General features: G+C 55.1%; 21 protein-coding genes. 8 read left to right on the forward strand and 13 right to left on the reverse strand.

The annotated features are described in order from the left end of the window. Positions 1 to 50 precede the first annotated feature (50 nt). Complete coding sequence (locus WCX49_RS05370; RefSeq protein WP_345986555.1) at positions 51 to 392, forward strand: zinc ribbon domain-containing protein YjdM; 342 nt, start codon at positions 51 to 53, stop codon at positions 390 to 392. A 60-nt stretch (positions 393 to 452) separates the two neighbouring features. Here WCX49_RS05370 and WCX49_RS05375 read toward each other — a convergent pair whose 3' ends face one another. The 4 genes from WCX49_RS05375 to WCX49_RS05390 form a co-directional block, all read right to left on the reverse strand. Next, a complete protein-coding gene (locus WCX49_RS05375) occupies positions 453 to 1,292 on the reverse strand; it encodes a transglutaminase domain-containing protein (RefSeq protein ID WP_345986556.1) in 840 nt (279 codons plus the stop codon). Then, on the reverse strand, positions 1,289 to 1,519 hold the full coding sequence (locus WCX49_RS05380) for a DUF350 domain-containing protein (protein ID WP_231021020.1): 231 nt from the start codon (positions 1,517 to 1,519) through the stop codon (positions 1,289 to 1,291). Before WCX49_RS05380 ends, WCX49_RS05375 begins: the two co-directional genes overlap by 4 nt. 184 nt (positions 1,520 to 1,703) lie before the next feature. Then, complete coding sequence (locus tag WCX49_RS05385) at positions 1,704 to 2,357, reverse strand: hypothetical protein (RefSeq protein WP_345986557.1); 654 nt, start codon at positions 2,355 to 2,357, stop codon at positions 1,704 to 1,706. Between the two features lie 41 nt (positions 2,358 to 2,398). Then, positions 2,399 to 2,533, reverse strand: a complete 135-nt coding sequence (locus WCX49_RS05390; protein ID WP_345986558.1) for a hypothetical protein — start codon at positions 2,531 to 2,533, stop codon at positions 2,399 to 2,401. Positions 2,534 to 2,829: 296 nt separating this feature from the next. Between WCX49_RS05390 and WCX49_RS05395 the strand changes: the two genes are divergently transcribed. Continuing rightward, positions 2,830 to 3,777 (forward strand): hypothetical protein, encoded by a 948-nt coding sequence (locus WCX49_RS05395; protein WP_345986559.1) that lies wholly within the window; start codon positions 2,830 to 2,832, stop codon positions 3,775 to 3,777. 7 nt (positions 3,778 to 3,784) lie between these two features. On the opposite strand, the gene WCX49_RS05400 is transcribed toward WCX49_RS05395, so the two are convergent. Both WCX49_RS05400 and WCX49_RS05405 read right to left on the reverse strand, forming a co-directional pair. Further along, complete coding sequence (locus tag WCX49_RS05400) at positions 3,785 to 4,939, reverse strand: DUF2235 domain-containing protein (protein ID WP_345986560.1); 1,155 nt, start codon at positions 4,937 to 4,939, stop codon at positions 3,785 to 3,787. A 126-nt stretch (positions 4,940 to 5,065) separates the two neighbouring features. After that, on the reverse strand, positions 5,066 to 6,136 hold the full coding sequence (locus tag WCX49_RS05405; protein ID WP_345986561.1) for an alkene reductase: 1,071 nt from the start codon (positions 6,134 to 6,136) through the stop codon (positions 5,066 to 5,068). A gap of 169 nt (positions 6,137 to 6,305) precedes the next feature. Here WCX49_RS05405 and WCX49_RS05410 point away from each other — a divergent pair, with 169 nt between their 5' ends. Further along, positions 6,306 to 6,938: a hypothetical protein gene (locus WCX49_RS05410; protein ID WP_345986562.1), complete on the forward strand. Its 633-nt coding sequence runs from the start codon at positions 6,306 to 6,308 to the stop codon at positions 6,936 to 6,938. A gap of 10 nt (positions 6,939 to 6,948) precedes the next feature. Here WCX49_RS05410 and WCX49_RS05415 read toward each other — a convergent pair whose 3' ends face one another. Together WCX49_RS05415 and WCX49_RS05420 are read right to left on the reverse strand one after the other, a co-directional pair. Next, positions 6,949 to 8,145: an amidohydrolase family protein gene (locus WCX49_RS05415; RefSeq protein ID WP_345986563.1), complete on the reverse strand. Its 1,197-nt coding sequence runs from the start codon at positions 8,143 to 8,145 to the stop codon at positions 6,949 to 6,951. 144 nt (positions 8,146 to 8,289) lie between these two features. Further along, entirely contained in the window at positions 8,290 to 8,700 is a 411-nt protein-coding gene (locus WCX49_RS05420; protein ID WP_345986564.1) for a DUF3617 family protein, read from the reverse strand. A 182-nt stretch (positions 8,701 to 8,882) separates the two neighbouring features. Between WCX49_RS05420 and WCX49_RS05425 the strand changes: the two genes are divergently transcribed. Next, positions 8,883 to 9,938: a hypothetical protein gene (locus tag WCX49_RS05425; protein WP_345986565.1), complete on the forward strand. Its 1,056-nt coding sequence runs from the start codon at positions 8,883 to 8,885 to the stop codon at positions 9,936 to 9,938. 23 nt (positions 9,939 to 9,961) lie between these two features. On the opposite strand, the gene WCX49_RS05430 is transcribed toward WCX49_RS05425, so the two are convergent. Then, positions 9,962 to 10,264, reverse strand: a complete 303-nt coding sequence (locus WCX49_RS05430; RefSeq protein ID WP_345986566.1) for a monooxygenase — start codon at positions 10,262 to 10,264, stop codon at positions 9,962 to 9,964. Positions 10,265 to 10,349: 85 nt separating this feature from the next. On the opposite strand from WCX49_RS05430, the gene WCX49_RS05435 reads away from it, so the two are divergent. Next, on the forward strand, positions 10,350 to 10,826 hold the full coding sequence (locus WCX49_RS05435) for a MarR family transcriptional regulator (protein ID WP_345986567.1): 477 nt from the start codon (positions 10,350 to 10,352) through the stop codon (positions 10,824 to 10,826). 182 nt (positions 10,827 to 11,008) lie between these two features. Further along, positions 11,009 to 11,356: a TraR/DksA C4-type zinc finger protein gene (locus WCX49_RS05440; protein ID WP_345986568.1), complete on the forward strand. Its 348-nt coding sequence runs from the start codon at positions 11,009 to 11,011 to the stop codon at positions 11,354 to 11,356. Between the two features lie 17 nt (positions 11,357 to 11,373). On the opposite strand, the gene WCX49_RS05445 is transcribed toward WCX49_RS05440, so the two are convergent. Both WCX49_RS05445 and WCX49_RS05450 read right to left on the reverse strand, forming a co-directional pair. After that, positions 11,374 to 12,018, reverse strand: coding sequence for a hemolysin III family protein (locus WCX49_RS05445; RefSeq protein WP_345986789.1), 645 nt, complete (start codon positions 12,016 to 12,018; stop codon positions 11,374 to 11,376). Positions 12,019 to 12,093: 75 nt separating this feature from the next. Next, the gene (locus WCX49_RS05450) at positions 12,094 to 12,780 is read right to left on the reverse strand and encodes a CDGSH iron-sulfur domain-containing protein (protein WP_345986569.1); all 687 of its coding nucleotides are present in this window, start codon (positions 12,778 to 12,780) and stop codon (positions 12,094 to 12,096) included. Positions 12,781 to 12,954: 174 nt separating this feature from the next. On the opposite strand from WCX49_RS05450, the gene WCX49_RS05455 reads away from it, so the two are divergent. Both WCX49_RS05455 and WCX49_RS05460 read left to right on the forward strand, forming a co-directional pair. Beyond that, a complete protein-coding gene (locus WCX49_RS05455) occupies positions 12,955 to 13,635 on the forward strand; it encodes a DUF5671 domain-containing protein (protein ID WP_345986570.1) in 681 nt (226 codons plus the stop codon). A 41-nt stretch (positions 13,636 to 13,676) separates the two neighbouring features. Further along, positions 13,677 to 14,063, forward strand: coding sequence for a hypothetical protein (locus WCX49_RS05460; protein ID WP_345986571.1), 387 nt, complete (start codon positions 13,677 to 13,679; stop codon positions 14,061 to 14,063). A 95-nt stretch (positions 14,064 to 14,158) separates the two neighbouring features. On the opposite strand, the gene WCX49_RS05465 is transcribed toward WCX49_RS05460, so the two are convergent. Continuing rightward, on the reverse strand, positions 14,159 to 14,389 hold the full coding sequence (locus WCX49_RS05465; protein WP_345986572.1) for a hypothetical protein: 231 nt from the start codon (positions 14,387 to 14,389) through the stop codon (positions 14,159 to 14,161). A gap of 216 nt (positions 14,390 to 14,605) precedes the next feature. Beyond that, entirely contained in the window at positions 14,606 to 16,504 is a 1,899-nt protein-coding gene (gene htpG / locus WCX49_RS05470; protein ID WP_345986573.1) for a molecular chaperone HtpG, read from the reverse strand. Between the last annotated feature and the right edge of the window lie 105 nt (positions 16,505 to 16,609).

A 16,609-nucleotide genomic window follows, 5' to 3' on the forward strand; every position in this document is an offset into this window, starting at 1 on the left:
TTGTGCTCGTTGCCTGAACTGGTACAATTAGCATTTTGAAAAGGATGAAAATGGAACAATTGCCGAAATGCCCCCAGTGCGGCAGCGAATACACCTATGAGGACGGCGATCTTTACGTCTGCCCGGAGTGTGCCCATGAGTGGTCGAAAGATGCCGCTGCAGCATCTGAAGAGGCGTTTGTCGTTCGCGATGCCAATGGCAACATTCTGCAAGACGGCGATACCGTCACGGTGATCAAAGACCTGAAGGTCAAAGGCGCTTCTTCCGACATCAAAGTCGGTACCAAGGTCAAGAACATCAAGCTGAACCCTGACAGTGACCATAACATCGACTGCAAGATCCCCGGTGTCGGCGCGATGGGGCTCAAATCCGAGTTCGTTAAAAAAGTCTGATCCCCCTCTTTACGGCCGGCGTGCTTCTGCCGGCCAACCTTCCTATAATTTTACGTCGCCCTATCGTTCTTCAACCGGGCGGAAGCGCGCCGTTCTGATCCATTGGTCCCCAGTGTATGCCGTCGTCAGCGGCGAACCGTAGTTGTACCAGATGAAGCGGTCGTTGAACATCCCTTTAGGGTGGTAGTTCGGAAGGGTGGCGGCGAGGGGAAAGCTGCGTTTGGGCCGCTTGTCCGTCGCCTCAAGCAGGTAGGTGCTCCCCGCTTCAAAGACGACGACCCAGGCGTGCCCCTCGTTTTTGTACGTCCCGAAAACAACACGGGCATCATAACCCATACCGCTAAGCCAGTCGGCGAGCAAAATGGCATGGTCTTCGCAGTCGCCACGGCCGCTGAGGTAGGCCTCTTCGGAGCTGAGCCAGATTTCGGTGAAGCCCTTGAATTGCTGTTCGTCGCGCATGTAGCGCATATGCCTTGATACATGGTGCATCGCACTCCATTTCGAATCGACCGTGAACGGGACGAAGTGTGTGAAAAACCCGTTGGCATAGTAGGCTTTGAGATCGCGTCCGTAGGCGAAGTAGGCGACGGGCTTCTGGTCGATACTCTGGGAACCGGACCCTTTGCCGCGTGACTTGTTGGCCGGCCGGTCCAGCCATGCCGGGATCCGGGCGCTCTGTTTGACCGGAAGCGAGAGCAGCTGCATTTCACCCGCCCTGGGCCCCGGACGGTGGAGGGGAGGCGTCTCTTCCGGGGCGGTGACGGTTTTCGGCGCCGGCGGAACCGGCAGGGCTGCTTCGTCGTGCCGCTGTTTCAGCGCCGTGATGAAGAAGAGGGGGACATAGAGCAGGATAAGGACCCGAAGCAGGGTGAAAAAGGTCTGCCGGAATTTTTTGATCATGTCATCGAGGAAGCGACGATGATGGCGATGAAGATAAGAATGGTCGAGGCGAAGATGGCGGCGGCCACGTTGCCTTTTTTGATCTCCTCCTCGAGGGCGATGGATTTGAGCAGTTTGCTGTCGATGTATTTGAGGGCAATGACGGCGATGACGAGCACGGCCACCGTATAGACGAGGTTGACGGAGAGGTTGATCAGGGTAGAGATGAAAAAGTCGCTTTCGGGCACAGGTGCTTCCTTCGGTGGAAATAATGAGGTAGTGTATCGCACCTTTTCTTTTCCCATTCAACCAGGCGTTGTCACTGTTTTCTGCATTGATGACACAGCGGCACGGTGCAGTTGTGACGCATATTGTGAACGTTTTGTCGGAAAAGTTGAGTGCGGCGGGTCGTCGAAACCCGCCCGAGAAGTGTTATTTAAACTCTTTGATGATGACGCTGTCGGATTGCCAGCAGCCGGGGTCATACTGGGTGCCAATCGCACTTCCTGAGGATGATCTGGCCCACATACTGACGGTGTGCGATCCGGCGCTCAGGTTGGTGAAGAACCCTTCCATTGTCGCTGCGACCCCGCTGGAGCCGACTTCTGTTGCTTTCACGATCCCTCTGATGCGTCCCACGGTTGTTGCCGTATCATCGACCCTCAGTTCGAAGATAACACCCGCTCCCGTTGTCGAGGTCGCCTTGATGCGCCCGCTGAACACGACGTTGAGTACCGTATCGTCAGCAGCTTTTGAATAACTCCCGATCGTAGCAATTTTGGTATACGTCGTTCCGACATCGACCAGGGCCGGACAGGATGCAGAGAGACTCGCGTATTTGATTAGTCCCGAATTGGCGATCGCAGTTGTATTGTTCTGTATCGCCGTCGCATTGGCCGTGATACGGGTATCGTTGTCGTTGATCTGGTTTGTATGCTCCGTAAAGTTGTCGTTCACCTCGGAGGCATACGCAGTCGTGCCCGGGGTGAATGTTGTCATCCCGCTCACCTGACCGGCGTACAGACTCCCTGACACCATCAATGCCGAAATACCGAGAAGGCGCAATCCATATTGTCTGATTTTCATGATGAATCCTTTTGAGTTTGTGTTCTGCCGAAAAGCGGTCTTTATCCCCAGTTGTCTTGATCCCAGGTCATGGTGTCCCACTCACTGGAACCTGACGATGAACCGCCACCGCCTCCGCCGCATCCGTAAATGGTGATGGCTGTCACCGCGAGGATTGCCAGGAACCAACGTTTCATGTCATCTCCTTTTTGCTCGTATCTTCATGTGGTAATGGACATACGAGAGCAGATACTTACATCATAGCTAGTAATACTTAAAATAAGAGATTTAAATCAATATATAAAAACAGACTCGGACGGCGTGAAAAGGCGCAACAGGTATTTAAACGCTGGTGTTTTTCATGTCAGATGGCAATGCTTTGCTGCTTTGTTTCGCCTCTATCAGATATAAAATGTGATGTTATTTTGATAATTTGTGGAGAGAATAAGACGCTTTGAATTAGAATGAATGAATGCAATGACGAAGGGGAAAAATGCAACTGCTGATCGTACTGCTGGGCGCGCTGCTCGGTTTCACTTACGGCTATAACACCGACGGGTTTATCTTCAGTTCGAATATCTGTCTTTTCGCGGGGCTGACGATGATCATGCCTTCGCTCTTCAAAGTGAAGATGACGGACGTAAAACTGCTCTGGCACCACCGCCTGGTTGTGATCAAAAGCCTCTTTCTCAACTTTGTACTGCTGCCGATCTTCGCCGTCATTATCGGCCTGCTGAGTCACGACTACGGCATCGCTGCCGGGCTCTTTCTGCTGTCGGTCCTCAGCGGCGGCGGGATGGTCATGTACTGGATCAAAAAGTCCGGCGGCGACACGTCGCTGGGCTTTCTCATCCTCTTTATCAACCTGCTGCTGATCTCGCTGTCGTTTTTAATGCTGCACCTCTTCGGCGTCTACACCGAGCGCTATTTCGATACCCTCTATACGGACGACAACAACAATATGGAGAGCTATGCGCGGCTGGTCATCGAACTGCTCATCGTCATCCCGTTTATCGCGAGCCGCTTTGTAGTACTGTTCAAGCCGCTGGAAAAGTTCATTGAGACCTACCGCCCCTATATCAGCAATATCAGTATGTTCATCATCCTCTTCTACCTCTTTGGTCTCCAGAGCACTCAGAACCTCGTCGATCTGTACGATTTTGAACCCGAACTGATCGTGATCGCACTGGTGGCCGTGATCGCGTTTTACGTTCTGGACCTGCTGTGCGCCTGGTTTATCTTCAAGATGGATTCTCCCCAGGAGCGCGCCGCATTCTGGCATAGCGTCACCCGCTATATCACGCTGGCGCTGGTCCTCTCCACCTTCTCCATGAAAGCGTTCGGCGTCTCGATGCTGCTGCCGATCATGATCGCCTATATGATCCAGATCCCCTTCGCGATCCTCACCGACCGGAAGCTCGTCGAGAAAAAGAAAGCTTAACCGGCCGCTAGACAGCCTGCTGCGGATCGTTGAAATAGACCCGTCTTTTGCCGCCGGGGTTTTTGAGGTTGGTGATCCAGTCGCTCGATGAGAGTGCATAGCGGTCGCCGACGGCGGAAAGGTGCATGTAGCTCTTGTCCGGAGATGCCGGGGCTTCGAAGAGGCTGTGACCGGCTGCCGTCTGCCCCAGGAGCTCCAGCCCTGCAAGGGCGGGTATCTGTTCAGAAGCCTTCGTATACATCAGCTGCAGGGCACTGTTGCCAAGACCGTAGGCAACCGGTGCGTGTTCGATGAAACAGGCGTCCAGGGCCCAGTCGGAGAGGGCGGGGAGCTGGGTGAGCGTATAGAGCAGTTTATACCCTTTCCCCTCGGCCTCCTGCTGCAAGATGACGACCTGCTGCTCTGCCTGGCCTTTCTTGTGTTTCGGATAGACCCGGTAAAACTCCGAATCCGTGACGAGGACGTCCTGGCGGTCGTCAAGCTCTCCGTATCCGCCGCCGATATCGGCATGAACCCCCATCAGGGCGATCTCTTCCGTATTGGGCTCCGTCGTACCGTCCGCGCGCTTGAGGGACTCCAGCGGGAAGTTGTGGCGGTGTTCGTCTTTGGCGGTCAGGTGAACGATTTTCTGGGCCGAGCCGTTCGAGAGATTCAGGGCAAAGCCGATGTTGACATCGTTGGCAAGTCCTATTGTCGCCACCGTATCGAAGAGGCCGACAAACCCGACGCGGACGTTTGCATCGTGTTTGTAGGCGGCATTGACGCGGTTGATGAAGTCGCGCGCCTCCGCAGAACCCCGGCTGAAACCGAAGACATCGATGATGACGTCGTCACCGCCGTTTTGCCGTACAGCCGAACGGACTTTTTTGAGTTTGCGTTTGACGAAGCTTTTGGCATCACCCCCGAAGGCCATATGGAGCGCGTCGTAATAGTCGTTTTTGGCCTTTTTCCGCTGCCGTATCGCGTCGACGGCCTTGGGAGAGAGGGTTTGCCCCTGTTTATATTTTCCCGTGCCGACCCCCTGGGAATAGTAGGCGGTGTAGCCGCTGGCGCGGTAGACTTTGTAGAGTTTGGCGACGTTGCTCAGCGACCCGTCACCGATGAGGTCGTCGTTGTAGAGATTGTTACCCGTCCCGTCAAAAAATACGCCAAGCCGCAGCATCGCCTCTCCTTGTAGAAAACTCTTTATAACACCATAAAATATTTTACATTTAAGAATGCTTCACGGGAGATCGACGACGGTACGGAGCGCCGTCGGAGGGAGAAGAAGGGGCGTGGCTCTGGTGCGTTATCCGAGCGTCGGGTAATCCAGGTAGCCCTTTTCATCCTGGGTGTAGAAGGTGTCGGGGTCCGGTTCGTTCAGCGGTGCATCGGCCTTGAAGCGTTCCGGAAGGTCGGGGTTGGCGATGTAGAGCATCCCGTAAGCGACGGCGTCGGCGAGTCCGTCGGCGATCGCAGCGTTCCCCCGCGCTTTGTCATAGCCGCCGCAGGTGATAAGCACTCCTTCGTAGGCGTCGCGCAGGGCGGCAAGTTCGACGACGTTCGCCCCGTGGCGGATATCGCCTTCAAGGGCATCGACAATATGTACGTATGCCAGCTGATAATCACTCAGGCGGTTGAGCACATAGGTAAAAAGTGCCTGGGGATCGGAATCGCTCATGTCGTTGAAGGTCCCGCTGGGGGAGAGCCTCAGGCCCGTACGGTCGGCGCCGATGGCGGCGCTGACGCCTTCAACGATTTCGAGCAGGAAGCGGCTGCGGTTTTCGACGGAACCGCCGTAAGCATCATTGCGCTTGTTGGTGCCGTCGCGCAGGAACTGGTCGATAAGGTAGCCGTTGGCACCGTGGATCTCCACGCCGTCGCACCCGGCGGCAATGGCGTTTTTCGCCCCGGCGACAAACTGGGCGACGATCTCCGGGATCTCCGCCGTCTCCAGGGGGCGCGGGGTGACGAACTCCTGCATCCCTTCAAAGGTGTAGGTCTGTCCCGCCGGTTTGACCGCCGAAGGGGCGAGGGGAAGCTCACCGCCCAGAAAAGACGGGTGGGAGATCCGGCCCACATGCCACAGCTGCATATAGATCTTCCCGCCTTTTGCATGCACGGCCTGCGTCACCTGTTTCCATGACTCCGTCTGTTCAGGGGTATAGATGCCCGGTGTCGCGGGGTAGCCTATTCCCATCGGGGAGACCATGGTCGCTTCGCTGATGATCAGCCCGGCGGAAGCCCGCTGGGCATAGTAGTCGGCCATCATGGCGTTGGCCCGGTGATCTTCTACACTGCGGCAGCGGGTCAGCGGCGCCATAACAATGCGGTTTTGAAGGGTGATGCTCCCGACGTTCAGCGGTGAAAAGAGATCCATGGTAGTGCTCCTGTGTGGGTGATGGGCCATTATTTCACGACGGGTGTAACAACTCTATTAAAAACTCGGGACAACTTTGACGTATCAGATAAGTTGACAATCCAAAGTGAATATCGTGTCAGTGGAGCGTTATAATGTACTACAGCGCCGTTGTAAGGGGGTGAACACAATGAACCTTGATAAGCTGAGAACGGCGGAAGCGGAGTTCTTTGCTCTCTATCCGAAAGGCTTCGCGGATGAGGCCCTGTTGCCCATTGTCAGACGGCACCACACGGCTGCCCTCGGGGAGACGGTACGGGAACTGTTTGCCGAAGGCGCTTTCGGTCACTCTGAAGTGATTTGCGAAAACTTTGCGAAAATAGTTTCCAAGTCCTCCTTGATCTCACTGTTCGAAAAGCCTAAAGTCCGTGACATGGTTAAACAGATGAGCCCGGAGCAGAAGGATATGCTTTCCATCGCGCTCTATGAACTGCTGCACGGCAGCAGAAAAGAGGGTTTTGAAGGGATGGTTGAGGTGCTGGCATTTTACAAACTGGCCAAATGGCCTATAGTGACGCTGATCCCCTACTATTACGCGAGGGACAGAGCCTTCTTCATCAAACCGACGACGACCAAGAACATCATCAGTTTTTTCGAGATCGAAGGGGTGGAGTACAAGCCGCGCCCGAGCTATGATTTTTATCGGGGCTACACGAAAATGCTCAAACAGATGAAGGCGGAGGTCGATCCGTCGCTCGGCAGGGATAACGGTGCCTTTACCGGCTTTCTGATGATGGCCATGGAGATGTCGCAGAAGACATGACGCCGGGAACCTATTGCCGAAGCACCTGGCCTTCGCCGATGACGACACGGGGGATGGCGCCAAGCATCATCGGTTCTTTGTCCCACAGCAACAGCGAGGCCCATTTACCCGGCTCGACGGTGCCCAGCTCCGCGTCCATCTCGATGGCACGGGCATTTTCGCGGGTGAGCAGGTTGATCGCCTCCGTCGCATCGAGCCCGGCGATCATGAAGTACTGCGACGCATCGCGGAGGGTGTGTGCGTGGATGACGGGGTGGTCGCTCATCACCGCCATCGGCATCCTGGCTTCCACCAGTTCGGAGACGTTTTTATATGAAGCGTGTTTGAGCTCGGTTTTATAGCCGACGCTTCCCAGCGGTCCGAAGACGACGGGAATACCGGCGGCATCGAGGGCTTCGAAAATATGGCGGTGGTGGATGTCCATGCAGTGCTCCGCGCTGGCGCGCAGCCCGTACTTTTTGACCAGCTCGATGAGGTAGAGCGCATCGTCCTCTTTGTGGACGTGGATCTTGACGAGTTTGTCGCCCTGCAGCAGATCCAGCAGCGCGTGTTCCGTTCCCGTAAAAGCGGCATGATAGTCCGCCTCGATCTGTTCGCGTTTGAGGGCCAGGAGTTCCTCGTCGACGCTTTCATCCAGCTCGAGCAGGGCGATGTCTCTGGCGGTACGGGCCTTTTTCTCCCGGGAAAGCAGGGTGTCAAAGCGCTCTTCGAGCAGGGCGTTGACCCCCATACGCGTATTGGGACGTGTCCCTTTCCAGTGGCGCGTCGAGGTCGGGTTGTAGCCCAGCGCCATTTTATAGCCCAGATGCTTGACGAGCGCGCCGTCGACGTTACCTGCGAAGTGGCGGATCACCGTGGTTTTCCCGCCGACGACGTTGCCGCTGCCGGGAACGATACAGCTGTAAAGTACGCCGAAATCGATGGCATGCGAAAAGGCGGGGTCGTCCATGTAGATGCTCTGAAGCGGTTCGTTCAGCGGCTGGATCTGGTCGCTGATGTCGTTGCCTTCGGCCTCGGAGGAGGGCTCGCCCTCACGGAACATCCCGATGTGCGAGTGCGGATCGACAAAGGCGGGGGTGACGATCCCCTCATAATCGTACCGTTCGGCCGTATCGGTCACGGCTTTGATGCGTTCGCCCTCGATATGGACATAGCAGGCTTCCCGGCGCGTGCGGCCGTCGTAGAGCACGTTGGCTTTGATGATCACGGTGACTCCTTTTGGCGCGATATGCAAGCGGCGTGCACGAAGCAGGGTGATTGGGAACGGTTGCGTCTGTATCATCGTAAAGAGAGAAGAGTGTGTGCAGGGTGAGGTGCCAGGCGCTCCCGCGGGGGGAGGCAGGAAAGTGGGTTATTCGCAGGGGCCGAGGTATTTGCCCGTCATCGTCGTCGTCATGGTCATGGCACCCATACCCGTGTCGGTGTGCATGTTCATTTTCCCCTGGAAGCTCTCTCCCGTATAGGTGATGGAACCGTCCCCTTTGGAGTGTTGGCATTCGTAGCGCCAGGAAACGGTGTCGCCGTCAACCTTCTGCTCCATCACTTTACAGCCGTCATTGTCGTTTTTTTGCATCGGCACGCGGTCCTGCGCGCTCAGGCACTGCTCGAAAGTCGTGGCCGGGATCTGCATCGGCATCCCCTGCATCTCCGTTTTACTGGTGATGGACCATTTTCCCTCTTTGAAGTCCGGTCCTGCCGGTTCCGAGGAACAGGCGCTGAAGAGGAATCCGGAACAGATTAAGGCGGTAAGTACCGATCGCATATAACATCCTTGTGCATTAATTTTCGGGCCATTGTAATATATTTTTGTGACAATCGCAAACCGAACATTGAACGGTGTGCTGATGTGTAATGTTGTTAAGGTTACTTGCGTTAGGGTTACTTTATACAGACGGATCGGTACGGTGTCGTACCCGCCTGTCAACCAACGTTTAAAGGATTCCTATGCTGAAAATGAAATGGGCGCTGATAGCCGTGATGCTGCTGGCGGTCGCCAACACGGCCGGAGCAGCCGGAAATGAAAATGGCGGGCTTTTCCATAAAAAAGTCCAGTTGTACAACGGAAAGCGCAGTGATCCCTATACGGTCTTTTACCCCATAGAGGTCACCGAACCGGGGCGGGTGACGTTTGAGATCAAGATAACGAACTACACCCATGAGCAGGTCGACCAGCAAAAACGGAACTCCCCTTTCCGCTGGGTGTTTGTCGATTCGCGTTTTCTTAACGGCAAAGAGCCGATGAAAAAGAGCACCTTCCAGGAGTGGGCGCAAAAAGCGAATAAATACAATCCGGTCGAGTACATGGCCGGCGACGAGATCCGGGGCGTCTACAAAAGCCTTAAAACGCTTTCAGACTCCATCTTCGGTAAGAAGAAAAAGAAAAAGCTCCCGGCGTATTACCGCCGCGGCAACGCCCATGTCACGCTTGCCGACGGCCGTTCGACTCCGCCGCACTATGACATCGACCAGATGGAGCTGATGGAAACGCAGGGGATGTACTTTATTGTCCTTCATAACTACGATACGCAGTTGGCACCGGAGTTCGAGGTGAAGATCTCCTATCCCGGAAGGCAGCAGTATGTCGACGAGGCGCTGCAGCCCAAACCGATGGACCTCGGCATCCTACAAATGGGACAGCGCAAGGGAAGCGGGAAACTCTACGTGACGCTTCAGAATTTCGGCGAGGGTACCATTGCCGATGAGGTGTATGCGCGCAAAGGCAAAAATGCCCTGACACTGATGCTGACGGTCGACGGCAAATCATGGGGCGGGGTGACGCTGGCCGCTCTTGATGAACGCAAACGCCTGGCGAAACCGGGCGGGAAGGTGACGTATACGTTCGAGAACCTTGCATTGAAAGACGGTATGAAAATCACCGCGGCGCTGAATATGCCGCGTTTCGAGGATACGAACCGCCGTAACAACCATATGAATACGACGGTCTCCGTCGAACAGACGCTCAAGCCGGTGACGCAGCCGCGCCCGATGCAGGCGCAGTAAGCCGGACAGAAAAGCGTGCGCGCTTAAAGCGGCGCGCGGTCTATTTTGCTCAGAACATCATTGGTCCGGAAGATGACGGAGCGGATGTTCTGAATGCCGAACGAGGTCAGGCGTGCCTCGTGTTTTTCAAGATAGCGGCGGGCATCCGCTTCGTTGTCGAAGAGGTAGATTCCCCCTGCGATTTTTTCGCTTTCGGATTCGGTCCAGATCTTCCAGACCAGTCCTTCCTCCTGCGCGATGTCTTCCGCAAGAGGGCGCATCGCTTCGCTCATCTCCGCTCCGAACGGTCCCTCATAGGGAAAATCGACTTGAAGAAGAAAATTCATAGTACTTCCTTTTTGATTGTTGAAGCCTGCTGACAGGTTGGCGGAAGTATAATCAACCCATCAAATTTTGTCAACTAGGTTTACAATGTCTTTCTGTTTCAGCGCGCTTCAATCCAGTACCATCTTTAACCGGATCATCCTCAGGGCCGTTCAAGTCGAAGGGTTCACGGAGCTGACCCCCGCACTGCTGGGCATTTTTGCCCATCTGTCGGAAAAAGACGGGATGAGCGTCAGTGCCCTGGCGGGTGCACTGGGGAGCACGCGCCAGGCGGCGCATAAGCATGTCGGGAAACTGGCGGCATCGGGTTACATCGAACTGCAGACGCGTCGGGATAACCGGAAAGAGAAGGCCGTCGTGCTGACGCCGCGGGGTGAAGCACTGGTGAAAGTGGCTTTGAAAGTAATCGCCGATACCGAGGCGGAAATGGCCCGGTTCCTGGGACGCGATAGGTTCGAGCAGTACATGAAGCACCAGGAGGCGCTCTTGCATTTTCTGGAGGGGTTGGAACAGGCGGAAGGGCACCGGGCCCCGGTTGCTAAGAAGGCATCCTGCCGCCTTTAGGGGTTGTTGCGAACGATCGTGCCGGCGGCGCCGACCATGACAATATCCGTTCCGTTAGTAATCACATTATTCTCCACAAGCAGGTGCGACATGATAAGATTTTATCAATAAACTGATTTTTACCTTTAATCTGTCTTTTACGAGTGTGCACCTATGATAGTAAAAAAAAGGGAGAAGTAGCGATGAAAAAGGTGGAGAGAGAAGCACTTGAAACGCAACTGCTGGCGATGAAAGCGGAGCTGGAATCGAACATTGCACGTTTGATGGAAGAGAATGACGCCATCACGACGACGGATGACTCTGTTGATATGGAAGACGGGGTGATGCTGCAGAACGAGAGCCGGCACGAAACGGCCCTGCTGAAACAGCAGCGGCATGAGCTCGACGAGGTTAACCACGCCCTTTCCAAAATCAAAGAAGGGACCTACGGTATCTGTGAAGCGAGCGGGAAGAAGATCCCCCTTGAACGGCTCAAAGCGCTGCCCCATGCACGTTATGTCATCAAAGAACAGCGCGAGGCCGAAGCGTAAGATCCCGGTCCGTTGCTTCAGCCCTGTATGAGCGAGAGCACAACGAAAAAGTGGAAGATACTGCCCCCGAGGACGAAGAGGTGCCAGATGGCATGATTGAGATGCAGGGAGTCCCAGACATAAAAGAGGATGCCCAGTGTATAGGTAAGTCCGCCGGCAAGCAGCAGGGAGAGCGTGAGCGAATCGACGTGGGCGAACATGGGCCCAGCGGCAATGACGATGAGCCAACCCATGAGGGCATACATGACGAGTGAAAGCTTCTCATACCGACCGTAAAATGCCACTTTAAGCGCGATGCCGAATACGGCGGCGGCCCATTCGACACCGAAGATGACCCAGCCGAATGCTCCCTGGACGCCGATGAGGGCGACGGGGGTATAGGTACCGGCGATGAGAAGATAGATGGCCGAGTGGTCCAGCTGCTGCAGGATGCGTTTGAACGCGGGGACGGTGACGGCATGGTAGAGCGTCGAGATGCCGTACATAATGACCAGTGCGATACCGAAGACCAGTGCCCCGGCCAGACGGATGCCGCTGCCGCTTTGCGCAGCCAGAAGGGTCAGGATGCCCAGTGCCGCGGAACTGAGCAGCAGCCCGAGCCCGTGGGTGACGGCATGCCAGATCTCTTCGGCAATGGAAAAAGCGTTGATATCGGTACGAATGGGTACGCCTTGTTCAAGAGATGCCGACCATTATACTGCAATGTCGGCAGCATTGGCAGCGAAAGCATACGCCCTTCAGGTCGCCTTGAAGCGGATCGTCAGATGCTTTGCATCGCAGAACGGTTTGTTGGACGATGCACCGCAGCGGCAGAGCGTGACACGGTTCCTGATCTCGTAGACGAAGCCGTCGGCACCGATCACGGGGATGCCGCCGCGCACCCAGATAGGGCCGCTGCACTTCATTTTCGGATCTTCTATGAGGACAATGGAGGGTTTGAAATGCGGCTCGATGGGGCGGCCCGTCTGTTTATCCCACGCCACGAGCCGCCCGGCCGGGCAGTCCCACACCTCCTGCAGGAATACCTCCCTGATTTCCGGATCGTCCGACATCTTTACCTGGTTCCATACCCCGCCGTGCGGGTCGCAGAAACGGGCGAGGGCGCAGAAACATTTGGCGTCGGTCATGTAGATGTCCGGGCCGTCATAGGTCTTTGAAAGTTCGACAATAGGCTGACGTTCGGCCGTTTCGGTGCCGTCGAAACCGCTCTGTGCATGGCTGCCGTCGCAGAACGGGTGCTTTTTGGACCGGCCGCAGCGGCAAAGGCTGTACACGCCCTGGAGCGGGTACTGCCTGCTTTCGACCCATTTGACGGCTTCGCCCTCATCGTTGACGCCGATGCTCTGCACGGAAAGCGGCACACTGCCCCGTACGATGTAGGGTCCGTTTTTTACGATGGTGATACTCTGTTCTGTTTCCGTCATCCTATGCCTTCTCAAGACACTTTAGCATATTTTGGAACTTCCCGGTGTATTTACAGACGATTGTATGGCGACATGCGTGCCAGAGAAGAGTGCCTGTTCTATAGCCGGGGATAAAGATCGCTTATAGCATAATGGGGAACAATGCCTAACACACTATGATACAATCGTATAGCATTGATCCCCGTCATCAAGGAGAACAAAGATATGGCCGCTGTCTCTGAAGAACTGATCAACTTCATCCGGGAGGCCCTGCAAAAGGGGCTGGCGCGTACGGAGATCGAAAAGGTCCTACTGGAAGCCGGGTGGATGCAGGAGGAGGTGGCGCACGGTCTTGGTAAATTCGCCGACGTCGATTTCCCGATCCCGGTGCCGAGGCCCAAGCCCTACCTTTCGGCGATGGAAGCCTTTCTCTACCTGCTGCTCTTTGCCGCACTCTATATGAGCGCCTACAACCTGGGGAGCCTGCTGTTCAACATCATTGCATTGGTGCTGCCTGATCCCGCACTGACGGGCGGAATGGACATGGAGGAGTGGATAGAACGCAGCATCCGCTGGGATATCTCCATGCTGCTGATCGCTTTCCCGCTCTACCTCTACATGAGCTACCTGATTAGCCGCTCCTATCGCCGCGACCCGCTTGGGCGGGGTTCAAAGATACGGAAGTGGCTCACCTATGTGACGCTGTTTATCGTATCGGGCTTTATCGTCGGTGACCTGGCTGTCTTGGTGTTTAACCTGCTGGGCGGTGAGATGACGCTTCGCTTCTTCCTGAAATTTCTCGTTGTCGCCGTGATTGCAGGGACGATCTTCGGCTATTACCTGTGGGACCTCCGCAAAGAGGAGAAAGAAAAATGAGAAGCGGCGACGTGACGGGAAAGTCTCTTATACTCCTGTCCATGACGATCGTTATCAGCGCGATCGTTGCGGGGATGGTAATGATTGACTCCCCCGCGAAGGAACGGGCGCAAAAGCTCGACAAACGCCGTATTGCGGATCTGGCGGAGATCGCCATGAGCATCGACCGCTACTGGGAGCATTACAAAAAGCTTCCGGAGGACATGGCTGAGCTGCAGGAAGGTGTGGTCAGCGACCTGGAGACGGCAGACCCCAAAACCCTGAAAAGTTACCGTTATCGCACTACGGCGTCATCATCTTATGAACTGTGTGCCGAATTTGATACGAAACAGAGCAAAGAAACGTGGACAAACCGATACGGAAGGGACAGGAACTGGTCCCACACTGCAGGGGAGTACTGTTTCGCGCTGGAGCCTTATAAAAAATAGGTCAACAGTTTCGGAATCGGCGTGGAAGAAGACGAAGTTTAGGGGGCATCAGGACGCGTGTATGATCCGGTGCAGTCTCATAGCGCGAAGGGGCGTCAGCTCTCCTCTTCGCCTACCTCTTCAGACTGTGTCGTGACCAGTGCTTTGGTATGGTCACCGTAGACCGGCTTCTCGTTGCGCAGAAGGTCCGTGATGATTGCAAAACTTTCGGCGTTGACGGAAATGCTCTTCGAACGCACGCCGTCAAAATAGGTAAACCAGAAAAATCCGGAGTTTGTGCTGGCGTCCCACCACGCCTGGTATTTGTTGATCAGCTTAATGGCCATTTCTCTCTCCTTGTGACTGATTGTCGTATCGTAATTGAATGATGCCCCAAAACTTCCGGAATCATTATAGCCGTAAAAATAAATAATTAAAAACATAAAAACGTAAATATCGAAAATTCTATGAAGACGCAGAAGGGTATGGACGGAAGCGAATGGTTCGGTGCAATGAAAATAGGTGAAAAGGGGATTTAGGAAAAAAGGGGGAACAAAGCGCGCTTACAGCGCCTTGCTCATAATGCGGTTCATCCGGGCGATGAAACCGGCGGTGTCGTCGAGTTCGGCACCCTCGAAGAGCTTCGCCTGATCCAGCAGGACGAAGGCGGCATCGCCAATGAGGTTGACGTCTGAGGTGCCGTTGAGCTTCTCGAGCAGCTCGTGTTTTGGGTTGATTTGCAGGATCGGCTTGATCTCCGGCACTTCCATGCCCATGCCGCCGCCGAACTGTTTCATCATCTGGGCCATCTGGTAGTTCGGGTCCTCTTTGTCGATCTTGAGGCAGACCGGCGAGTCCGTGAGATCCGTGGTGACCTCGACCTTGGAGACCTTGTCGCCCAGGGCCTCTTTCATGGCGCCGACGAGGCCTTCAAAGGCTTTTGCAGTTTCCTCATCCGCTTTTTTCTCCGCTTCGCTCTCCTCGAACTGGGCATCGGAGACGTTGACGAACTTGTACTCTTTGTACTCCGTGACCATCGGGAAGACGATGGTGTCGATCTCCTCGTTGAGGATCAGCACGTCGATGCCCTTGGCCTTGAAGCGCTCGAGCTGCGGCGAGTTTTTGAGCATCTGCAGGCTCATTTTGCCGGTGATGTAGTAGATCTCTTTTTTCGTCTCGTCTACTTTGGTGACATACGACTCGATGTCCGTCTTCGCTTCGCTGTTGAGGGTGTTGAACTTCAGCAGCTCCAGGATCTTCTCGCGGTTGCCGAAGTCGCTGTAGAGTCCCTCTTTGATGACGTTGCCGAACTCCGTGTAGAAGGCGTCATATTTCTCGGCGTCTTTCTTCTTGAGTTTGGCGAGCTCGCTGAGTACCTTCTTGACCGAGGCGTTCTGGATCTTGTTCATGACCGGGTTGGACTGAAGGATCTCGCGGCTGACGTTGAGCGGGAGGTCCTTGGAGTCGATGACCCCGCGCAGGAAGCGCAGGTAGGTCGGCATCAGCTCTTTGTCGTCGTCGGTGATGAAGACGCGGTTGATGTAGAGCTTCACGCCCGGCTGGTAGTCGACGCGGTAGAGGTCCATCGGCGCCTTGGCCGGGATGTAGAAAAGAGTCGTATACTCGATGGCCCCTTCGGCCTTGTGGTGCAGCCAGGTGATCGGTTCGCCGGAGTCATGTGACAGGGAGCTGTAGAACTCTTTGTACTCGTCGTCGCTGATGTCGGATTTGGAGAGCGTCCAGAGCGCGGAGGCCTTGTTTATTTGCTCGTTCTTGATCTCTGTGCTGGACGGTTTCGTTTCGTTGCCCTCGTCGTCGCGCTCGGCCGGGATGAAGTTCTCCTTGTCCATGAAAATAGGGAAAGGGATGTGGTTGGAGTACTTCTTGATGATGCTTTCGATACGGTAGGTCTCGAGGAACTCTTCGTCCTCGTCCTTGAGGAAGAGGGTGATGCTGGTACCGTTGCCCTCTTTTTCCGCCGGTTCGATGTCGAACTCGCCGTCGCCCGCGGAGATCCATTTGTACGCCTGCTCCTCGCCCGCTTTCTTGGTCACGACTTCGATCTTGTCCGCGACCATGAAGGCCGCGTAGAAGCCGACCCCGAACTGGCCGATAAGCTGGCTGTCTTTTTTTGCGTCGCCGGAGAGGTTCTCCAGGAAGGCTTTGGTGCCGGATTTGGCGATGGTACCGAGGTGGGCGACGAGGTCCTCGTCGTTCATCCCGATCCCCGTGTCGCTGATGGTCAGGGTCTTGGCCTCTTTGTCAATCGCGAGGTCGACCCGCGGCGTAAAGGCGATCCCTTTGTAGGCATCGTCGGTCAGGTGCAGCATGTTGAGCTTGTCGAGGGCGTCGGAAGCGTTGGAGACGAGCTCGCGCAGAAAAATCTCTTTGTTGGAATAGAGCGAGTGGATCATCAGCTGAAGCAGCTGGTTGATTTCGGTCTGGAACTGATGTTTTGCCATCGTAAAAACTCCTCATTAGTGTGTCGAATTTTCAGATGTGATTTTAGCGAAAAAAAATTAATGGTTGCAAGTAATATCAATAGACTTTAGTGTAAAGGGCTAAAC

The sequence above is a fragment of the Sulfurimonas sp. HSL-1656 genome (assembly GCF_039645585.1).
Classification (GTDB): domain Bacteria; phylum Campylobacterota; class Campylobacteria; order Campylobacterales; family Sulfurimonadaceae; genus Thiomicrolovo; species Thiomicrolovo subterrani.

Bases quoted from the DNA above. Each gene is read 5' to 3' on its own strand.
- WCX49_RS05450 (WP_345986569.1), bottom strand. From the start codon at position 12,780: ATGACGGAAACAGAACAGAGTATCACCATCGTAAAAAACGGACCCTAC.
- WCX49_RS05430 (WP_345986566.1), bottom strand. From the start codon at position 10,264: ATGAATTTTCTTCTTCAAGTCGATTTTCCCTATGAGGGACCGTTCGGA.
- WCX49_RS05375 (WP_345986556.1), bottom strand. From the start codon at position 1,292: ATGATCAAAAAATTCCGGCAGACCTTTTTCACCCTGCTTCGGGTCCTT.
- WCX49_RS05410 (WP_345986562.1), top strand. From the start codon at position 6,306: ATGAACCTTGATAAGCTGAGAACGGCGGAAGCGGAGTTCTTTGCTCTC.
- WCX49_RS05420 (WP_345986564.1), bottom strand. From the start codon at position 8,700: ATGCGATCGGTACTTACCGCCTTAATCTGTTCCGGATTCCTCTTCAGC.
- WCX49_RS05400 (WP_345986560.1), bottom strand. From the start codon at position 4,939: ATGCTGCGGCTTGGCGTATTTTTTGACGGGACGGGTAACAATCTCTAC.
- WCX49_RS05460 (WP_345986571.1), top strand. From the start codon at position 13,677: ATGACGATCGTTATCAGCGCGATCGTTGCGGGGATGGTAATGATTGAC.
- WCX49_RS05390 (WP_345986558.1), bottom strand. From the start codon at position 2,533: ATGAAACGTTGGTTCCTGGCAATCCTCGCGGTGACAGCCATCACCATT.
- WCX49_RS05405 (WP_345986561.1), bottom strand. From the start codon at position 6,136: ATGGATCTCTTTTCACCGCTGAACGTCGGGAGCATCACCCTTCAAAAC.
- WCX49_RS05440 (WP_345986568.1), top strand. From the start codon at position 11,009: ATGAAAAAGGTGGAGAGAGAAGCACTTGAAACGCAACTGCTGGCGATG.
- htpG (WP_345986573.1), bottom strand. From the start codon at position 16,504: ATGGCAAAACATCAGTTCCAGACCGAAATCAACCAGCTGCTTCAGCTG.
- WCX49_RS05465 (WP_345986572.1), bottom strand. From the start codon at position 14,389: ATGGCCATTAAGCTGATCAACAAATACCAGGCGTGGTGGGACGCCAGC.
- WCX49_RS05370 (WP_345986555.1), top strand. From the start codon at position 51: ATGGAACAATTGCCGAAATGCCCCCAGTGCGGCAGCGAATACACCTAT.
- WCX49_RS05385 (WP_345986557.1), bottom strand. From the start codon at position 2,357: ATGAAAATCAGACAATATGGATTGCGCCTTCTCGGTATTTCGGCATTG.
- WCX49_RS05435 (WP_345986567.1), top strand. From the start codon at position 10,350: ATGTCTTTCTGTTTCAGCGCGCTTCAATCCAGTACCATCTTTAACCGG.
- WCX49_RS05395 (WP_345986559.1), top strand. From the start codon at position 2,830: ATGCAACTGCTGATCGTACTGCTGGGCGCGCTGCTCGGTTTCACTTAC.
- WCX49_RS05425 (WP_345986565.1), top strand. From the start codon at position 8,883: ATGCTGAAAATGAAATGGGCGCTGATAGCCGTGATGCTGCTGGCGGTC.